Annotated in this window: 10 protein-coding genes, 1 tRNA gene, 3 rRNA genes and 2 riboswitches; all 14 genes read right to left on the bottom strand. The window is 34.6% G+C overall.

All coding sequences use genetic code 11. The features are described 5' to 3' along the window. Positions 1–99: 99 nt before the first annotated feature. The 14 genes from ftsH to yjeM all read right to left on the bottom strand — a co-directional run bounded on the left by ftsH (position 100) and on the right by yjeM (position 17,642). Positions 100–2,220, bottom strand: a complete 2,121-nt coding sequence (gene ftsH / locus AC2JAQ_RS02800; RefSeq protein WP_488457801.1) for an ATP-dependent zinc metalloprotease FtsH — start codon at positions 2,218–2,220, stop codon at positions 100–102. 24 nt (positions 2,221–2,244) lie between these two features. Next, the gene (lepB, locus tag AC2JAQ_RS02795; RefSeq protein WP_488457800.1) at positions 2,245–2,775 is read right to left on the bottom strand and encodes a signal peptidase I; all 531 of its coding nucleotides are present in this window, start codon (positions 2,773–2,775) and stop codon (positions 2,245–2,247) included. Between the two features lie 2 nt (positions 2,776–2,777). Beyond that, positions 2,778–2,996 carry a DUF3006 domain-containing protein gene (locus AC2JAQ_RS02790; RefSeq protein ID WP_488457799.1) on the bottom strand — a complete coding sequence of 73 codons (219 nt, stop codon included), beginning with the start codon at positions 2,994–2,996 and terminating at the stop codon, positions 2,778–2,780. Between the two features lie 413 nt (positions 2,997–3,409). Continuing rightward, the gene (lysA, locus tag AC2JAQ_RS02785) at positions 3,410–4,705 is read right to left on the bottom strand and encodes a diaminopimelate decarboxylase (RefSeq protein WP_488457798.1); all 1,296 of its coding nucleotides are present in this window, start codon (positions 4,703–4,705) and stop codon (positions 3,410–3,412) included. 133 nt (positions 4,706–4,838) lie between these two features. Further along, positions 4,839–5,009: riboswitch (Lysine riboswitch) on the bottom strand. A gap of 108 nt (positions 5,010–5,117) precedes the next feature. Beyond that, the gene (locus AC2JAQ_RS02780) at positions 5,118–5,657 is read right to left on the bottom strand and encodes an NAD(+) diphosphatase (RefSeq protein WP_488457797.1); all 540 of its coding nucleotides are present in this window, start codon (positions 5,655–5,657) and stop codon (positions 5,118–5,120) included. 227 nt (positions 5,658–5,884) lie between these two features. Next, positions 5,885–6,577 (bottom strand): DNA/RNA nuclease SfsA, encoded by a 693-nt coding sequence (gene sfsA, locus AC2JAQ_RS02775; protein ID WP_488457796.1) that lies wholly within the window; start codon positions 6,575–6,577, stop codon positions 5,885–5,887. A 391-nt stretch (positions 6,578–6,968) separates the two neighbouring features. Beyond that, positions 6,969–7,043 (bottom strand) — tRNA-Glu (locus AC2JAQ_RS02770). Positions 7,044–7,049: 6 nt separating this feature from the next. Beyond that, a 5S ribosomal RNA gene (gene rrf, locus AC2JAQ_RS02765) occupies positions 7,050–7,167 on the bottom strand. Between the two features lie 50 nt (positions 7,168–7,217). After that, positions 7,218–10,122: ribosomal RNA gene (locus tag AC2JAQ_RS02760) — 23S ribosomal RNA — on the bottom strand. Positions 10,123–10,309: 187 nt separating this feature from the next. Beyond that, positions 10,310–11,821, bottom strand: a 16S ribosomal RNA gene (locus AC2JAQ_RS02755). Together the 16S, 23S and 5S rRNA genes with 1 tRNA gene alongside form the textbook arrangement of a ribosomal RNA operon. A gap of 467 nt (positions 11,822–12,288) precedes the next feature. Beyond that, on the bottom strand, positions 12,289–13,011 hold the full coding sequence (locus tag AC2JAQ_RS02750) for an MgtC/SapB family protein (protein WP_488457795.1): 723 nt from the start codon (positions 13,009–13,011) through the stop codon (positions 12,289–12,291). A gap of 229 nt (positions 13,012–13,240) precedes the next feature. Then, a complete protein-coding gene (gene glsA, locus AC2JAQ_RS02745; RefSeq protein WP_488457794.1) occupies positions 13,241–14,164 on the bottom strand; it encodes a glutaminase A in 924 nt (307 codons plus the stop codon). A gap of 287 nt (positions 14,165–14,451) precedes the next feature. Next, positions 14,452–15,759, bottom strand: coding sequence for a voltage-gated chloride channel family protein (locus AC2JAQ_RS02740; RefSeq protein ID WP_488457793.1), 1,308 nt, complete (start codon positions 15,757–15,759; stop codon positions 14,452–14,454). 83 nt (positions 15,760–15,842) lie between these two features. After that, positions 15,843–15,902, bottom strand: a riboswitch (Fluoride riboswitch). Between the two features lie 252 nt (positions 15,903–16,154). After that, positions 16,155–17,642 carry a glutamate/gamma-aminobutyrate family transporter YjeM gene (gene yjeM / locus AC2JAQ_RS02735; RefSeq protein WP_488457792.1) on the bottom strand — a complete coding sequence of 496 codons (1,488 nt, stop codon included), beginning with the start codon at positions 17,640–17,642 and terminating at the stop codon, positions 16,155–16,157. Positions 17,643–17,659: the final 17 nt, after the last annotated feature.

Below are 17,659 nucleotides of genomic sequence, written 5' to 3'. Positions count from 1 at the left end.
AACCCTTCCTCTCACCTAACTTACGGTCTATCCAAAATCAACACAAGTTTAAAACACAGCCAAATTTTAAAACTTTTTTCTCTAAATATTATTTAAGCTTTATTCATCATCAACTTTATTTGTAGAGTTATCATCTTTATTATCATCTTCAGCATTAGGAGATTGAGTTTCCTTAGATAAATCTAATTTTTCATTATTAGCTCTTGCTAATCTTGCTGCTTCCTCTTGAGCTTCAATCATAGCCTTTAACTCAGCTTGTTTTCTTTCCTCTTCTTCTAATTTTAAAGCTTCTTCTTTAGCCTTTTTAATTGCTTCTTCTTTTTCTTTTCTCTTAGCTAAAGCTTGTTCTCTTAAGCTTTGAATTTCCTGTTTAGCCTTTTCATCAGCTTCTCTCTTTTCAGGATACTTACCATAAACTATTTCCATGAATTCATCACCCATGATAGTTTCTTTGTCTAAAAGAACGCTAGTTATTTCATCTAATAATTCTCTATTTTCAATTAAAAGCTTAATTGATTTTTTATGAGCCTTTTTAATTACTGATAAAACTTCTTCATCAGCTACGGCAGCCGTAGTTTCTGAACAATTTCTAACTGGTCTACCATCTAAGTATCTGCTGCTCATAGCTTCTAAAGCCATCATATCAAATCTTTCACTCATACCATATATAGTTATCATATTTCTAGCTGATTGAGTAGCTCTTTCTATATCATTTGAAGCTCCAGTAGTTATTGTATTAAATACTACTTCTTCAGCAGCTCTACCACCTAGCATAACTGATATTTGGTCTATCATTTCATCCTTAGAAACTAAGTATTTTTCTTCCTCTGGAAGTTGCATTGTATATCCTAAAGCTCCCATTGTTCTTGGAACTATAGTTATCTTATGAACTGGATCTGTATGATTTAATAAAGCCGCAACTAATGCATGCCCAACTTCATGGTATGCAACAATTTTCTTTTCCTTTGGTGAAAGTATTCTATCTTTTTTCTCTTGACCAGCTATTATAACCTCAACAGCTTCATCTAAGTCTTCTTGAATTACCAATCTTCTACCATGCTTTACAGCTCTTAATGCAGCTTCATTAACTATATTAGCTAGGTCTGCTCCAACAGCACCTGGAGTAGCTTTAGCAACTTCTTCTAATGATACATCATCTGCTAATTTAACATCTCTAGAATGAACCTTTAATATTTCTTCTCTACCTATTAAATCTGGTCTATCAACAATTATTCTTCTATCAAATCTACCTGGTCTTAATAAAGCTTTATCTAAAACCTCTGGTCTGTTAGTAGCTGCTAATATAACAACCCCTTTAGAAGAATCGAAACCATCCATTTCAGTTAATAATTGGTTAAGAGTTTGTTCTCTTTCATCATTACCCTGAATAGAACCTTCTCTGCTTTTACCAATAGCATCAATTTCATCTATAAATACTATACAAGGAGCTTTTTCTTCAGCTTGCTTAAATAAGTCTCTTACTCTTGCTGCACCCATACCAACAAACATTTCTACAAAATCAGAACCTGACATTGAGAAAAATGGTACTTTTGCTTCTCCTGCAACAGCTTTAGCAAGTAAAGTTTTACCTGTTCCTGGAGGCCCTACTAACAATGCCCCTTTTGGAAGTTTAGCTCCAATTGCAACATACTTACTAGTATCATGTAAGAAATCTACTATCTCTACTAATGATTCTTTAGCTTCCTCTTGACCAGCAACATCTTTAAATGTTATTCCTGTTTCATTTTCAGCATAAAGTTTAGCATTATTTTTTCCAAATGACATTACTCCGCCACCCATTTTATTATTCATTTTAGAGAACATCATTCTTCCAAAAACAAATATAAGTAATAATGGGAATATCCATGATACTAAGAACCCTAAAAATTGATAATTTTCAGGTTTAGTAACATTAAACCCTACACCTGCTGCAGTTAAGTCTTTTATTAAATTTGGTTGTGTAATACCAACTACCGCTGGGTTAGTTGTATATAATATTTTTCCTTTTAATTCACTGTTATCTGAAGGTGTTATTTCAATTTGATTTCCTGAAAAATTTACTGATTTAACTTCTTTCTTATCTACCATTTGCATAAAAGTACTATAATCTACTTTTTCATATAGCATTTCATCTTTAACCATATTAAAGGTTAGTACTATACCAAATGCTATAATACCGTATATGAGAATATATTTAAGCATTTTTTTATCTTTAAACATCTCTCATTCCTCCTTTTCTAACGTTTATTTTACAAATCCTATTCTGTTAAAAGGATATACTGTTATCTGGGCTTTTGCTTCTATATCTTTTCCATCTACATATGGATTACTCCAATATCTAGCATCATCACTATTATTTCTATTATCACCTAACACTAAAAATTTCCCTGCAGGTACATCAAAAGACATATCAGTTTTTCCACCTGGATATTTAACGTAATCTTCTTCAAGTTTATTTCCATTTACATAAACTGAACCATCACTTTTTATTTCAACATGTTCACCTGGTAATCCTATAACACGCTTAAGAAGTGGTTCATTAAACTCATCTGAATTAAATACAACTATATCTCCTCTTTTAATATTATTAGTGTTGTATATTCTGGTAACAAATAATTGGTCTCCAATCTCTACTGTCGGCATCATTGATCCTGTCGGAACTTTTATTTTAAACAATAAAAATTTATGAATCAAAAAAGCTAAAATTAAAGCTGCTAAGATTGGTACAATCCAATCTAAAAAGAATGATGTCTTCTTTGAATTACTAGTACTCATTCCTATTCCCACATACCTTTCATTAAGTCTTCTATTTCTTTTTTTCTTTTCATTGTAAGCGCTTTATCGGAAAAAAACTTTCCATCCTTACCTTTTACTAAAACATCCCCCTCTTTTACATCACCTATTACATCGTCCTTATTTAATTCTAAAATCTTTTCATTTTCATCTTCACATACAATAAAATGCCCTTCTATTCTATCAACTATTAATTCTTTCATTTTATACTCCTTGCTCCGAATATTAATATAAGAAATATTAAAAATTTATTTTAAAGTACTCCTCATCAATTTTAGAATTTTTTACTTTTCAAAATTTTAAAGCATCAAATATAAGTATATCATAAATTACCATAACTTTGTAAACTTTAATTCATAGTTTTTCCCTCAAGTTTAAAAAATATTTTACTATAAGTTTATCAACCTATTGTGTCTTTTTTGTGTCTTTTTTTATTGAATATTTTTCATTCAATTTTAACTAAAAATTTGATATAAGCATATATGAATTCTAATTTAATTTAGGTTTATTATTTTATTTACTACTTCATCTTTTATTATATACTTTAATGAAGTATTCTAAATACTTTTAATAAAAAAAGTTGCATAGTTTTTACCATGCAACCTTATATTATAAATTAAAAACATTCGTTTCTAAGTAGGTCTTCATAAGTTTCTCTTTTACATATCAATCTTGAATTTCCATTATTTACACTAACTACAGCAGCTTTAGGTATTCTATTATAGTTATTAGCCATTGAATGACCGTAAGCTCCAGTAGACATTATTGCTAATATATCTCCAGTTTCCATTTTTGGCATTTCTATAGAATTTAAAAGTACATCTCCTGATTCACAGCATTTTCCTGCTATAGTTACTACTTCTTTAGAGTTATCATAAACTCTATTAGCTATTAATGACTCATAATTTGCACTATATAATGCTGGTCTTATATTATCACTCATTCCACCATCTACACTAACATATTTTCTTATATTAGGAACTTCTTTTATAGCTCCAACAGTATATAGGGTTACTCCAGCGTTTCCTACAATACTTCTTCCTGGTTCTATACTTAATATAGGAATATTCATTTTTAAATTTTTACAAACTTTCTCAGCCTTATTTATTATAACTGAACAATACTCTTCTATTTCTTTAGGCTTATCTCCTTCAGTATAATATATACCAAATCCTCCGCCTAAATCTAGTTCTTTTATTTCATATCCTATTTTATTTTTTATATCATTTATAAGATTTAGCATTATTTCTGTTGTATCTTCAAAAGGTTCTAAGTCAAATATTTGTGATCCTATATGACAATGTAATCCACTTAATTCTATATACTCTAATTCTATAGCTCTTTTAACCACATCATATACAGTATCACCAATCACAGGGAATCCAAATTTTGAGTCTAACTGTCCTGTTTTTATATATTCATGAGTATGAGCTTCTACCCCTGGAGTTATTCTTAAATACACCTTTTGGACTCTTCCATATTCTTGAGCTATTGAATTTAAAACTTCTAGTTCATGCAAATTATCTACTACAAACCTTCCTATTCCTAATCTAACCCCTAAATCTATTTCATAATCGGATTTGTTATTTCCATGAAAATATATTCTTTCTAATGGAAACCCAGCTTTATATGCTGTATAAAGTTCTCCACCTGAAACTACATCTAAATATAAATTCTCCTCATTAACTAAATTGCACATTGACATGTTTATAAATGCCTTACCCGCATAGGTAACTCTGTTTCCTCTTTCTTCGCATTTCATAGCATTATAGTATCTTCTACAATTGCTTCTAACTAACTCTTCATCAACTACATATAAAGGAGTTCCATACTCTTTACTTAAAGTACTTGCTTTTATTCCTCCCACATACAATTCATTTTCTTCTACTTTCATTGATCCAAATAATTTCATATCTTTTCCCTCCACACAATTAATTTTTTAGTGGTAGAGTATAAAAGTATGCAAAGCTACCGAAATTTTAGCATTTAATTCCAATAAATAAAACAGCAAAGGAACACCTTTGCTGCCTTAAGCGCAACTTAGCGTACCTTGTAGCACTCCACTTTTTTCAAAGTGACAGTTATATGCATATTTTACATATACCCAGGAAATTTAATTACCATCAACTCTCCTTCGGCCATAACCCCTTTCATCATATCTCATCACTCGTCAGCTACTTATGACTACTCTTAATTACAGCACCTCTACTTTGGCCCTATTATTAATTTATTTATATTTTTATTATATTTAATAATTGTTTATAATGTTACTAAAAAATTCTAATTAATGCAATACTCTAAATAAATCTTATTAATAAAAATTCTTATACATTACAATCATTTCCTTCACATCTAAAAGCCATAGTACCTTCATAGCCAATTTCTTTTAAAACTTTTCTTACTACTCTTTTTCCAATTCCATCTTCATTTAACTCGCAAAGAGCATCCTCTATGTTGTACCAAGCCGCTCCTTCCACTTCATTAGATTTTTTTATTTCACCAGATTCATAATATGCTAGGTAAGTTAACATAAGTAATTCTTTGCCATTTACAAAGTCACTACCTAAATATTTTATATCCTTTACTAATATACCTGTTTCTTCTTTTACTTCTCTATAAACAGTTTCCTCAGCACATTCATCTACTCCAACATAACCAGATATTAGCACTTTGGAGTTTTTATATATATAACTTTGTTTTAATAAAATTATTTCATCACCTTTTATCACAGCAACAACAATACATGGTTTAGGCAAATCAAAAAACATCATGTCATGTTTATTACAATAAGGTATCATTCCCTCATCCCAACTATCCTTAAGTTCTAATTTTTCACCACATAATGGACAATATTTAAACTTCATAATTAATATCTTTAGTGACGCTAGTTTAATATATTACAATATAAAATTTATTAATTTTCATGATTTAATATCAAAATAGTAATATATAAAATTAAGCTAACTAAAGTTCACCACCTTTCATATTCTCAAATACTCATTTATATTCTTTATTACATTTTTAATCTATATCTTATAAATTCTACTATTATCTATTTAGAATAATTAAAATAAGCTATCTTCCCTATAATTTATAATATTATTTCAATTGGATTAAGTAACTCTATTTCTTCTTCTGTAACTTTACAATTATAAGCAAATATATCTACCCCTTTAGCCTTCGCTAATCTAAGGGCCTCTCCAAATTTTGGGTCAGTATCATCATTAGGAGAAAACTTAAAAACATTTTCTATTTGAATTAAAAAAATTATTCCTGCTCCCATACCTAATTTTTTTACTTCAATTAACTCTAATATATGTTTTCTTCCTCTTTCAGTTGGTGCATCTGGAAATCTAGTTTCCCCATTTTCTTCTAAAGTTACACCTTTAACTTCTAAAAAATATGTATTTTCATTTTCATCTTGTAATTTGAAATCAAATCTAGATTTTCCAAAAGTTTTCTCTCTACTTATATTATTAAATTCGCTTAATTCTTTTATTTTCTTATTTCTAAGTGCTTCTTCTACAACCTTATTAGGAATCTGAGAATCTATATTTATTAAAATTTCTCCTTTATATGCTGCTATCAAATCGTAAGGAGTTTTTCTATTTGGAGTAGTTCCCTTTCTTAAAAGCACAGTGCATCCTTCTTTTAATATTTCCCTACATCTTCCTGTATTAGGAACATGAACTAATAACTCTTCTCCATCTAAAACTACATAGGCTTGAAATCTATTTGGTCTTCTTAAAAAAATAGCTTTTCTAATAATACTATTATAATTCATATATAATAACCTCTTTATCTTTATTAGACTTTTTAATTTTTATCATAAACTGTTAAAAATATTTATTTTTTATATTCCTTGTTATTATATTCTACATAAAAACTCTTTTATTAACAAGTTAGAACATATCTATATAAACATAGATAACTTTAAAAATTCAACTTTTTAAAACATTTAAAACTTATCAAAAGTTTTAATTTTAGTAATAACCACCAGTAAAATGTATAGACTAAGCTAGAGCTATAAGCCTAAAAAAATGTATCTATATATTTTTAAAACTTTTTAATATATTTAAAATAATATTAAGTGCTATAAGCATTTTACTACTACCATATAGCAAATAATTTTCATTAAAGCAAAAAAACTCGATAAGCTAAGCTTATCGAGTTAATGGTGACCCCTAGGGGAATCGAACCCCTGTTACCACCGTGAAAGGGTGGTGTCTTAACCGCTTGACCAAGGGGCCAAACTAACCTGGCGACCACCTACTCTCCCACACAGTCTCCCGTGCAGTACCATCGGCTTCTAAAGGCTTAACCGTCGTGTTCGGAATGGGAACTGGTGTTACCCTAAAGAACATCATCACCAGATATTTGAAAGTTTTTGTTCTTTCAAAATTGCACATATTTAATTTACTATATTGGTCAAGCCCTCGATCTATTAGTATCGGTCAGCTGAACATGTTACCATGCTTACACCCCCGACCTATCAACCTTGTGTTCTTCAAGGGATCTTACTAGCTTACGCTATGGGAAATCTCATCTTGAGGTTGGCTTCACGCTTAGATGCTTTCAGCGTTTATCCATTCCCGACTTAGCTACCCAGCTGTGCTCCTGGCGGAACAACTGGTACACCAGAGGTCAGTCCATCCCGGTCCTCTCGTACTAAGGACAGCTCCTCTCAAATTTCCTACGCCCGCGACGGATAGGGACCGAACTGTCTCACGACGTTCTGAACCCAGCTCGCGTGCCGCTTTAATGGGCGAACAGCCCAACCCTTGGGACCTACTTCAGCCCCAGGATGCGACGAGCCGACATCGAGGTGCCAAACCTCCCCGTCGATGTGGACTCTTGGGGGAGATCAGCCTGTTATCCCCGAGGTAGCTTTTATCCGTTGAGCGATGGCCCTCCCACGAGGTACCACCGGATCACTAAGCCCGACTTTCGTCCCTGCTCCACTTGTGGGTGTCGCAGTCAGGCTCCCTTCTGCCTTTGCACTCTACGAACGATTTCCGACCGTTCTGAGGGAACCTTTGGGCGCCTCCGTTACTTTTTAGGAGGCGACCGCCCCAGTCAAACTGCCCACCTAACAATGTCCTGTGACCAGATTCATGGCCGCCAGTTAGAATTTCAGTACTGTCAGGGTGGTATCCCAAGGATGGCTCCACTAAGGCTGACGCCCTAGTTTCCTAGCCTCCCACCTATCCTGTACAGACAATACCAAAACTCAATGCTAAGCTACAGTAAAGCTCTACGGGGTCTTTCCGTCCAATCGCGGGTAGCGAGCATCTTCACTCGCACTACAACTTCGCCGGATTTACAGTTGAGACAGTGCCCAAGTCATTACGCCATTCGTGCGGGTCAGAACTTACCTGACAAGGAATTTCGCTACCTTAGGACCGTTATAGTTACGGCCGCCGTTTACTGGGGCTTAAGTTCACACCTTCGCTTGCGCTAAGTGTTCCCCTTAACCTTCCAGCACCGGGCAGGCGTCAGCCCCTATACATCAGCTTACGCTTTAGCAGAGACCTGTGTTTTTGCTAAACAGTTGCTTGGGCCTATTCTCTGCGGCCTACTCTCGTAGGCACCCCTTCTCGCGAACTTACGGGGTCAATTTGCCGAGTTCCTTAACTGTAATTCTTCCGCCGGCCTTAGGATTCTCTCCTCACCTACCTGTGTCGGTTTGCGGTACGGGCACTACTTCTCTCTCTAGACGCTTTTCTTGGCAGCGTGGAATCATGTACTTCGGTTCCGTGGAACCTTCCCCATCACGCCTCAGCATTATGAAAGCGGATTTGCCTACTTTCACTGCCTAAACGCTTAGACTAGCATCCAATAGCTAGCACACACTATCCTCCTGCGTCACGCCATCGATAATAACGATGGTAGTGGTACTGGAATATCAACCAGTTGTCCATCACCTACGCCTTTCGGCCTCGGCTTAGGTCCCGACTAACCCTCAGCGGACGAACCTTCCTGAGGAAACCTTAGGTTTTCGGCCTGTGGGATTCTCACCCACATCTCGCTACTGATGCCAACATTCTCACTCGTAACCAGTCCACCGCTCCTTACGGTACGACTTCAGCCCGGTTACGACGCTCTCCTACCGCTTGAACTAAGTTCAAGCCCGTAGCTTCGGTGGTAAGTTTAGCCCCGTTACATTTTCGGCGCAAGATCTCTCGACTAGTGAGCTATTACGCACTCTTTTAATGAATGGCTGCTTCTAAGCCAACATCCTAGTTGTCTTAGAAATCTCACATCCTTTCCCACTTAACTTACACTTTGGGACCTTAGCTGACGATCTGGGCTGTTTCCCTTTTGACCACGGATCTTATCATTCGTAGTCTGACTGCCGAGCTCAAAGTATGTGGCATTCGGAGTTTGATAAGGTTCGGTAAGCGCTATGCCCCCTAGCCCATTCAGTGCTCTACCTCCACTACTCATACTCGACGCTAGCCCTAAAGCTATTTCGGAGAGAACCAGCTATCTCCGGGTTCGATTGGAATTTCTCCGCTATCCACAGCTCATCCCATGCTTTTTCAACAGCAACGTGGTTCGGTCCTCCACGAGGTTTTACCCTCGCTTCAACCTGGCCATGGATAGGTCACCCGGTTTCGGGTCTACGGCATGCAACTAGTCGCCCTATTCAGACTCGGTTTCCCTTCGGCTCCGTACCTTAAGTACTTAACCTTGCTACATACCGTAACTCGTTGGCTCGTTCTACAAAAAGCACCTCATCACCCTCATAAGGGGCTCTGAGCGGTTGTAGGCACACGGTTTCAGGTTCTATTTCACTCCCCTCCCGGGGTTCTTTTCACCTTTCCCTCACGGTACTGCTTCACTATCGGTCATCAGGTAGTATTTAGCCTTGGGAGGTGGTCCTCCCTGCTTCCCACAAGGTTTCACGTGTCTCGTGGTACTCTGGATCATAACTCGTGGTCTTCTCGTTTCACTTACAGGACTATTACCTTCTACGGTGGAGCTTTCCAGCTCTCTTCAGTTACAATAGCCTCCACTTTTATGTTATGTCCACAACCCCGGAAACAAGTTTCCGGTTTGGGCTCTTTCCCTTTCGCTCGCCGCTACTAAGAAAATCGATTTTTCTTTCTCTTCCTCCAGGTACTTAGATGTTTCAGTTCCCTGGGTTACCTTCATTAAGCTATGTATTCACTTAATGATACATGGGGTTTCCCATGTGAGTTTCCTCATTCGGAGATCTTCGGATCTCAGGCTATGTGCGCCTACCCGAAGCTTATCGCAGCTTATCACGTCCTTCATCGGCTCCTGATGCCAAGGCATTCACCATGCGCCCTTTGTAGCTTGACCTATATTAGTTATAGTTCTCATTTTACAAAGAATAGAAATTGGTTTTGCCAATTTGGCTTGTTGTTTCTATAAATTAAATTATGTGCAATTTTCAAAGAACAATTTTGAGAGATAGTCTCTCAAAATTAAACAGAGATATTATCCAGAATTCATTATCATCTTAGTTATCCTAAGATGTATTCCTTAGAAAGGAGGTGATCCAGCCGCAGGTTCTCCTACGGCTACCTTGTTACGACTTCACCCCAATCGCTGACCCTACCTTCGGCCGCTGCCTCCTTGCGGTTAGCTCACGGACTTCGGGTATTGCCAACTCTCATGGTGTGACGGGCGGTGTGTACAAGACCCGGGAACGTATTCACCGCGACATTCTGATTCGCGATTACTAGTAACTCCAGCTTCATGTAGGCGAGTTTCAGCCTACAATCCGAACTGAGACTGGTTTTAAAGTTTGGCTCCACCTCACGGTATTGCATCTCTCTGTACCAGCCATTGTAGCACGTGTGTAGCCCTACACATAAGGGGCATGATGATTTGACGTCATCCCCACCTTCCTCCTGGTTAACCCAGGCAGTCTCGCTAGAGTCCTCAACTTAATGGTAGTAACTAACGACAAGGGTTGCGCTCGTTGCGGGACTTAACCCAACATCTCACGACACGAGCTGACGACAACCATGCACCACCTGTCACCTTGTCCCCGAAGGGATTTCCTCGATTAAGAGTAATGCAAGGGATGTCAAGTGTAGGTAAGGTTCTTCGCGTTGCTTCGAATTAAACCACATGCTCCGCTACTTGTGCGGGTCCCCGTCAATTCCTTTGAGTTTTAATCTTGCGACCGTACTCCCCAGGCGGAATACTTAATGCGTTAGCGGCGGCACGGAGGTGTTGAACCCCCACACCTAGTATTCATCGTTTACGGCGTGGACTACCAGGGTATCTAATCCTGTTTGCTCCCCACGCTTTCGAGCCTCAGCGTCAGTTACAGTCCAGAGAGTCGCCTTCGCCACTGGTGTTCTTCCTAATCTCTACGCATTTCACCGCTACACTAGGAATTCCACTCTCCTCTCCTGCACTCTAGATAACCAGTTTGGAATGCAGCACCCAAGTTGAGCCCGGGTATTTCACATCCCACTTAATCATCCGCCTACGCTCCCTTTACGCCCAGTAAATCCGGATAACGCTCGCCACCTACGTATTACCGCGGCTGCTGGCACGTAGTTAGCCGTGGCTTCCTCCTTGGGTACCGTCATTATCTTCCCCAAAGACAGAGCTTTACGATCCGAAAACCTTCATCACTCACGCGGCGTTGCTGCATCAGGGTTTCCCCCATTGTGCAATATTCCCCACTGCTGCCTCCCGTAGGAGTCTGGGCCGTGTCTCAGTCCCAATGTGGCCGATCACCCTCTCAGGTCGGCTACGCATCGTCGCCTTGGTAGGCCGTTACCCCACCAACTAGCTAATGCGCCGCGGGTCCATCTCATAGCGGATTGCTCCTTTGGTTAAAAGACGATGCCACCTCTCAACATTATGCGGTATTAATCTCCCTTTCGGGAGGCTATTCCACTCTATGAGGCAGGTTACCCACGTGTTACTCACCCGTCCGCCGCTAATCCGTTTCCCGAAGGAAACTTCATCGCTCGACTTGCATGTGTTAAGCACGCCGCCAGCGTTCATCCTGAGCCAGGATCAAACTCTCAATTTAAAAGTTTAATCTATACTCATATTACTTATAAAAGAATTGCTGGTTTATGTTAATATCTTCTGTTTAATTTTCAAAGACCATTTCTTTGTCGCCCTCAAGCGACTTTCTTAGTTTAACATCACTTTGAAACTTTGTCAACAACTTTTTTCTTAATTATTTTTGATTTTTTTAATCAAATTTAATTCTCGAAGCAAATTGTTTATTTGTCTCTCAGCGACGTGTTTTATCTTATCATATCTTGTACCCTAAATTAAAATATATACACTCAATTTATTAAATTATTTTAAAATTACTTATTATCTCTCAACATTTCTTTGAATTTTTCATCCCGATACACTTGGGGTAGTTTTCTCTATATATTTGTCTTATATTGTAAAAAGATAAATATATAAGTTTAATTCTATATAAAAAACCTATATTCTTAAGTAATTTTACTGCCTTTAACTAAAATATATTTTTCACTCATATTATAATTCGCTGTATTCACTTATCTTTATAATTCCATCATTTATACTTAATTTATTTATTATTTCTCCAACTTCAACATAATTAGGTAAGTCAACTATATATATTGCACTCTTATAATTTAAATTTTCACTATTATTTTTTCTTAAAAACTCAATACTAACAATTTTAACTCCTTTTTGAGCAAAAGTTCTTTCTATAAATTCTAATACATGTGAATCTTTTTCATATATTATCTCAAATCTTTTTTCTCCAGCCTTTGTTATAAATCTAGATTGAAATTTCTTTAATATTGCCAAAGTTAAAAATATAAACAATGATCCTAAAATTCCCAACTCATAATATCCCATTCCTAAAGCTAATCCAAGACAAGCTACGGCCCATAAAGAAGCAGCAGTTGTTAATCCTTTTACCGACCCTTTATTTTGTAATATTGTTCCAGCGCCTAAAAAACCAATTCCTGAGATAACCTGTGCTCCTAATCTAGCATAATCAACTTTGACAACATTCCGAGCATAAAAATTGTTACTTATTAACTGTAAGACCTCTTCTCCCAATTTTATTTCAATAAGAGAAACGATAGTTGCTCCTATACAAACTAATATGTGAGTTCTAAAACCAGCAGCCCTATTATGGTATTCTCTTTCATAACCTATAATACCCCCTACCAGAGTTGCAAGTAATAATCTTAAAATGACATCTTTTATACCTAAAGTTAACTCCATAAAAAACTCCCTAAAAACCCATAAAATAAACTTTCTATTATTAAAGTATGCTTGATATAAAAGATAAATCATTTTACTTAATTTTTTTCTAAAAAAATTAATAAGAGAACTACATAAGATTAGTTAAATTCTAATCTTATGTAGTTCTCTTATTAATTATATTTATTTAGAGGACTTTGAGTCTGATTATTTATATAAATAATCTTCTGCTTTTGTTTGTATTTAATTATCATCTAAATATATCTAATTTTAATTTATCTGTTATTTGTTTAAGTAATTTTAAACTAGCAACACTATTTCCTGGTACATCTAGAGCTGGACTAAACAACCCTATACCACATTTATTAGGAACAGCAGATAAAATGCCTCCTCCTACACCACTTTTAGATGGTAATCCAATATGAACTGAAAAACTTCCTGATTCATCATATAAACCATAAGTAGTCATTAATGATTTAACAACTGTTGCTGTTTCTGTTGAAAATAATCTTTCTCCATTCCAAGGCATAACTCCTTCATTAGCTAAAACAGCACCTAACCTTGCTAAATCTCTAGATGTAACTGAAACTGAGCATTGTTTAAAATATGAGTCTAGAATATCTGGAACATCTCCTTTCATTATTCCATTACCCTTCATATAATAAGCAAGAGATCTATTTATATCTCCAGTTTCTCTTTCAGATAAATAAATTTCAGTATTTAATGTAATATCATCGTCATTCATAATTTTTTTATAAAAATCTAAAATTCTTTGGAAACGTTCCTCATCATTTTTTCCTTTAAGTAAAGATACTACTTTAATAGCACCTGCGTTAATAAATGGATTTGATGGTTTATTCTTATGATTTATTTGCATATTCATAATTGAGTTGAAAGGAAATCCGGATGGTTCTGTTCCAACTTCTGAGAATATCTTCTCTATTCCATTGTCTAATATAGCAAGTATTAATGTAGGAACCTTTGATATACTTTCAATTGCAAATCTAACATCACATTCTCCTGCTGAATATTCCTTATTATCTTTCAAATCATAAATACAAACTCCTAATTGATTAGGATCTACTTTTGCAAGTGCTGGAATATATGTAGCTACATGTCCATCTTTTGTATACTTTCTATTTTCTTCTACTAATGCATCTAAATTTATGTCCATAAAAATCACCTCTCAATTTACTTTCTAAATGTATTATAGGCAGTTAATAAACTCAAAATCAAAAATCATAATTTGAACTTCCAACAACTTTTTCATTGATAATTTATAAATTTAATTCCAAAATTACAATTTCTTTGAAACAAAAAGAATTTTGATTCTTTTACAGTTTAAAAAGTGTATTTTTTGCAAATTAATTTACTATTTATTAACTTTTACCTTTTAAAACTTATCAAAGGTTACCTTATGTATTTTCACTTATCAAGCTATTATATTGTACTTCTGATTATTTATTTCATAACTTCCTTCTTATTATATGAAGAAAGTGTTGAATTTTTAGGAAAGACTATTAAATCACTTTTACTAACACCTATTTTCTGAGAATTATATATACCCGTATGCCCTGAAAAAATATAACTTATTGCGCAAGCCATAAATAAGTATGGTGCTCCAGCTGACCCAAACATCTCTAATCCTAATATAAATGATGCTATTGGTGTATTGGTAGCTCCTGCAAAAACTCCAACTAATCCTAACGCTGCTAAGAATGATGGAGATAAATTTAATATTCCTGATAATGCATTTCCTAAAGTTGAACCAATAACAAACAAAGGTGTAACTTCTCCCCCTTGATATCCAGAACCTAAGGTTACAGATGTAAATATTAATTTACCTAAAAAATCTAAAGGAGCTACATGCTCTTTAAAAGCATCTGATAATAAAGGAAGACTTAGCCCTAAATATTTTCTACTACCAACTAAATATACTAATGATATTACTATACATCCACCTACAAAACTTTTTAATGCTGTATTCTTAAATTTATTAGAAAATACTTCTTTTAATTTATGAGTTAATTGACTAAATAACTTACTTGCTAGTCCAAAGCAAATAGAAGCAATTATTATTTTTAATAAAACTAGTGCAGAAAGTTCAGGCACTCCAAAAACTTCATAATGAGAATGATGCACACCAAGTCTTTTAACCACTTCATTTCCGACAATACTAGCAAAGAAGCTTGGTATTAAAGCTTCGTAACTCATCTTACCTAAAACAGATACCTCTAACCCAAATATTGTTCCAGCAAGAGGTGTTCCAAATATGGCTGAAAAGCCCCCACTGACACCAGCCATAAGCATTATCTTAGAATCTTCTTTATTTAACTTTAATAACTTTCCTATAGCCTCCGCTATACTTGCTCCAATTTGAACTCCAGTACCCTCTCTACCAGCTGACCCACCAAAAAAGTGCGTTACAACTGTTCCAAAGAAAACTAAGGGAACCATACGAAGTGGTATATCTCCACAATATTCATTTATATTTTCAATAATTAAATTATTACCTTTTACTGAGTTTCTTCCAAATTTATAATATAAAAAACTTACTAATGCTCCTCCAAATGGTAATAAGAATAGAACCCAACCATGATTCACTCTATAGTCTGTTGCCCATTCTAAAGATTTCAAAAATGCTGCTATTACGCTACCTATAAAAATACCTATTAAACTTCCTATTAATAGCCACTTTAAAAATGTTCTTCCTAGTAGAATTGTATCGTTACTATTTATTTTAAAATACTTCTTCCATCTATGCTTCATTAATATTCTCCCTTCTTGTTTAAATAAAATTTTTTATCAAAAAAATAACTCCTACAAAATATAAGTTATATAGTTATAACTTATATTTTGTAGGAGTCATTAGCATAAAGCATTTAATGGCGAACTCCATCGCCCGTAAGATTTACTTTAAAATAATAACATAATTATAAATACTTGTCCATATTTAATTTAGTATCTTCAACTTATATAATGCAGTGAAATGAAATAATATTCCTTTAATATTTTGATTCCATAAAAAACGCTCTTTAAGACTATTATTCTTACGTAGATAAGATGAAACTTAATTCAGAGAAAAATAAATAGGAGTCATGCTAGTATTAAATTCTTTTAACATAACTCCATCTAAAATTTATAACAAATTCAAATAACCATATTTAATAATTTTTATTAACTTTTGACCTACTGTATAATACTAATGCTACTAAAGAGAAAAATATGGGCCCAGCTATCATCCATAAAGTAGAACTCCAATCTCCATTTATAGCTGGTGAAATTATTGTAAATACATTAGCAAATCCCACTACCAAAACAGTAACGAAAGTTCCTAATAATGCAACCCCTTCACCTTTATATATTTCGAAAGGCTTCTTTATATTTTTATTTCTTTTGAATGAATAAAAGGCTCCTGCTATAAACATATATGGTATTGTCATAGCAACATTAGTCATAAGAACTAATTTTGAAAAGAATTTTGAAGCTCCTTCTCCACCAAAAGATACCAATAATATTATTACAACAACAATAATACATTGGGCTATCATTGCATTTCTAGGTACTCCATCATCTAGTTTAGCAATTTTTTTAGGCCAAACAGTCTCTGGTGTTCCTTCAATTAATTGTCTTAAAGGAGAATATGCACCAGTAAAAACAGCTCCAACTAAAGCAAAGAACATTGATAATCCAACAAACCTAGAAATCCATAAACCCAAACTTAAAGCACTACTCTCAGCTAAGTTTAATGCTACCCCAAGTTCATACCCTAAATTTCTCATTAGTACATATGCTACGTTTCCCATATGAACGGTATCAAAAGATAATACTTTTTGCCAGTTTGTAAATACTCCACACATCAATATTCCTAATGAATATCCTATAGCTATAATAGTAGCAGCTAAGATTATTCCTTTAGGGAACGTTTTAGTAGGATTTTCTGTTTCATCAACCAATCCTCCGACAACTTCTATTCCACCATAAGCAAATATTGCAAAAACTGAAAAAGATAATACTGATACTATATTTTGATAATCAGGATTAGGAGAATTTATAAAATCCATAGTATTTTTAATTGGCTGAGCCAAAGTAAAATCATTCAAAACCCATATTATTATTGCTCCTAATATTAAAAGAACATTTAATAGCATTACAAAAATCCCTGCTGTACTTGTAACTTTTTTTATTTTATCTATACCCTTTATAGCTATTGAAGTTATAACTATTATTAGTATACAACCCAATACTCCTAATGTTTGAGTTGAATTTAGATTAAAAAGATGCCAAGTACTTGTCGTATCTTTACCTGTAATACCATTTGATAAAGGTATCCAAATGCTTGATGATACATTAACCATCCAAATTAAGTAAGCAGCATACCACATAAAAGTTCCTATAAATGCATATTTAGCTCCTACTGATTTTTCCATCCATGAATATATACCACCTTTTTCCGTTTTAAAGGCAGCACCATATTCTGCAATCATAAATGCAAAAGGTATCAAAAAGGCTATAGCTGCTATTACATACCATAAGATTGCTCCATAACCCATTAAATAAAAGGCTCTTGGCATATTAGCAAAACCAAATACTGTAGTAAATATCATAAGGACTAATTGACTTAGGTTAAGCCTACCTTTTTTTTCGCTCATAAAAACAACTCCTCATC

The sequence above is a fragment of the Clostridium sp. LIBA-8553 genome (assembly GCF_057782465.1).
The sequence above is the reverse complement of the archived record's forward strand: the minus strand, read 5'-3'. Positions and strand labels throughout refer to the sequence as shown.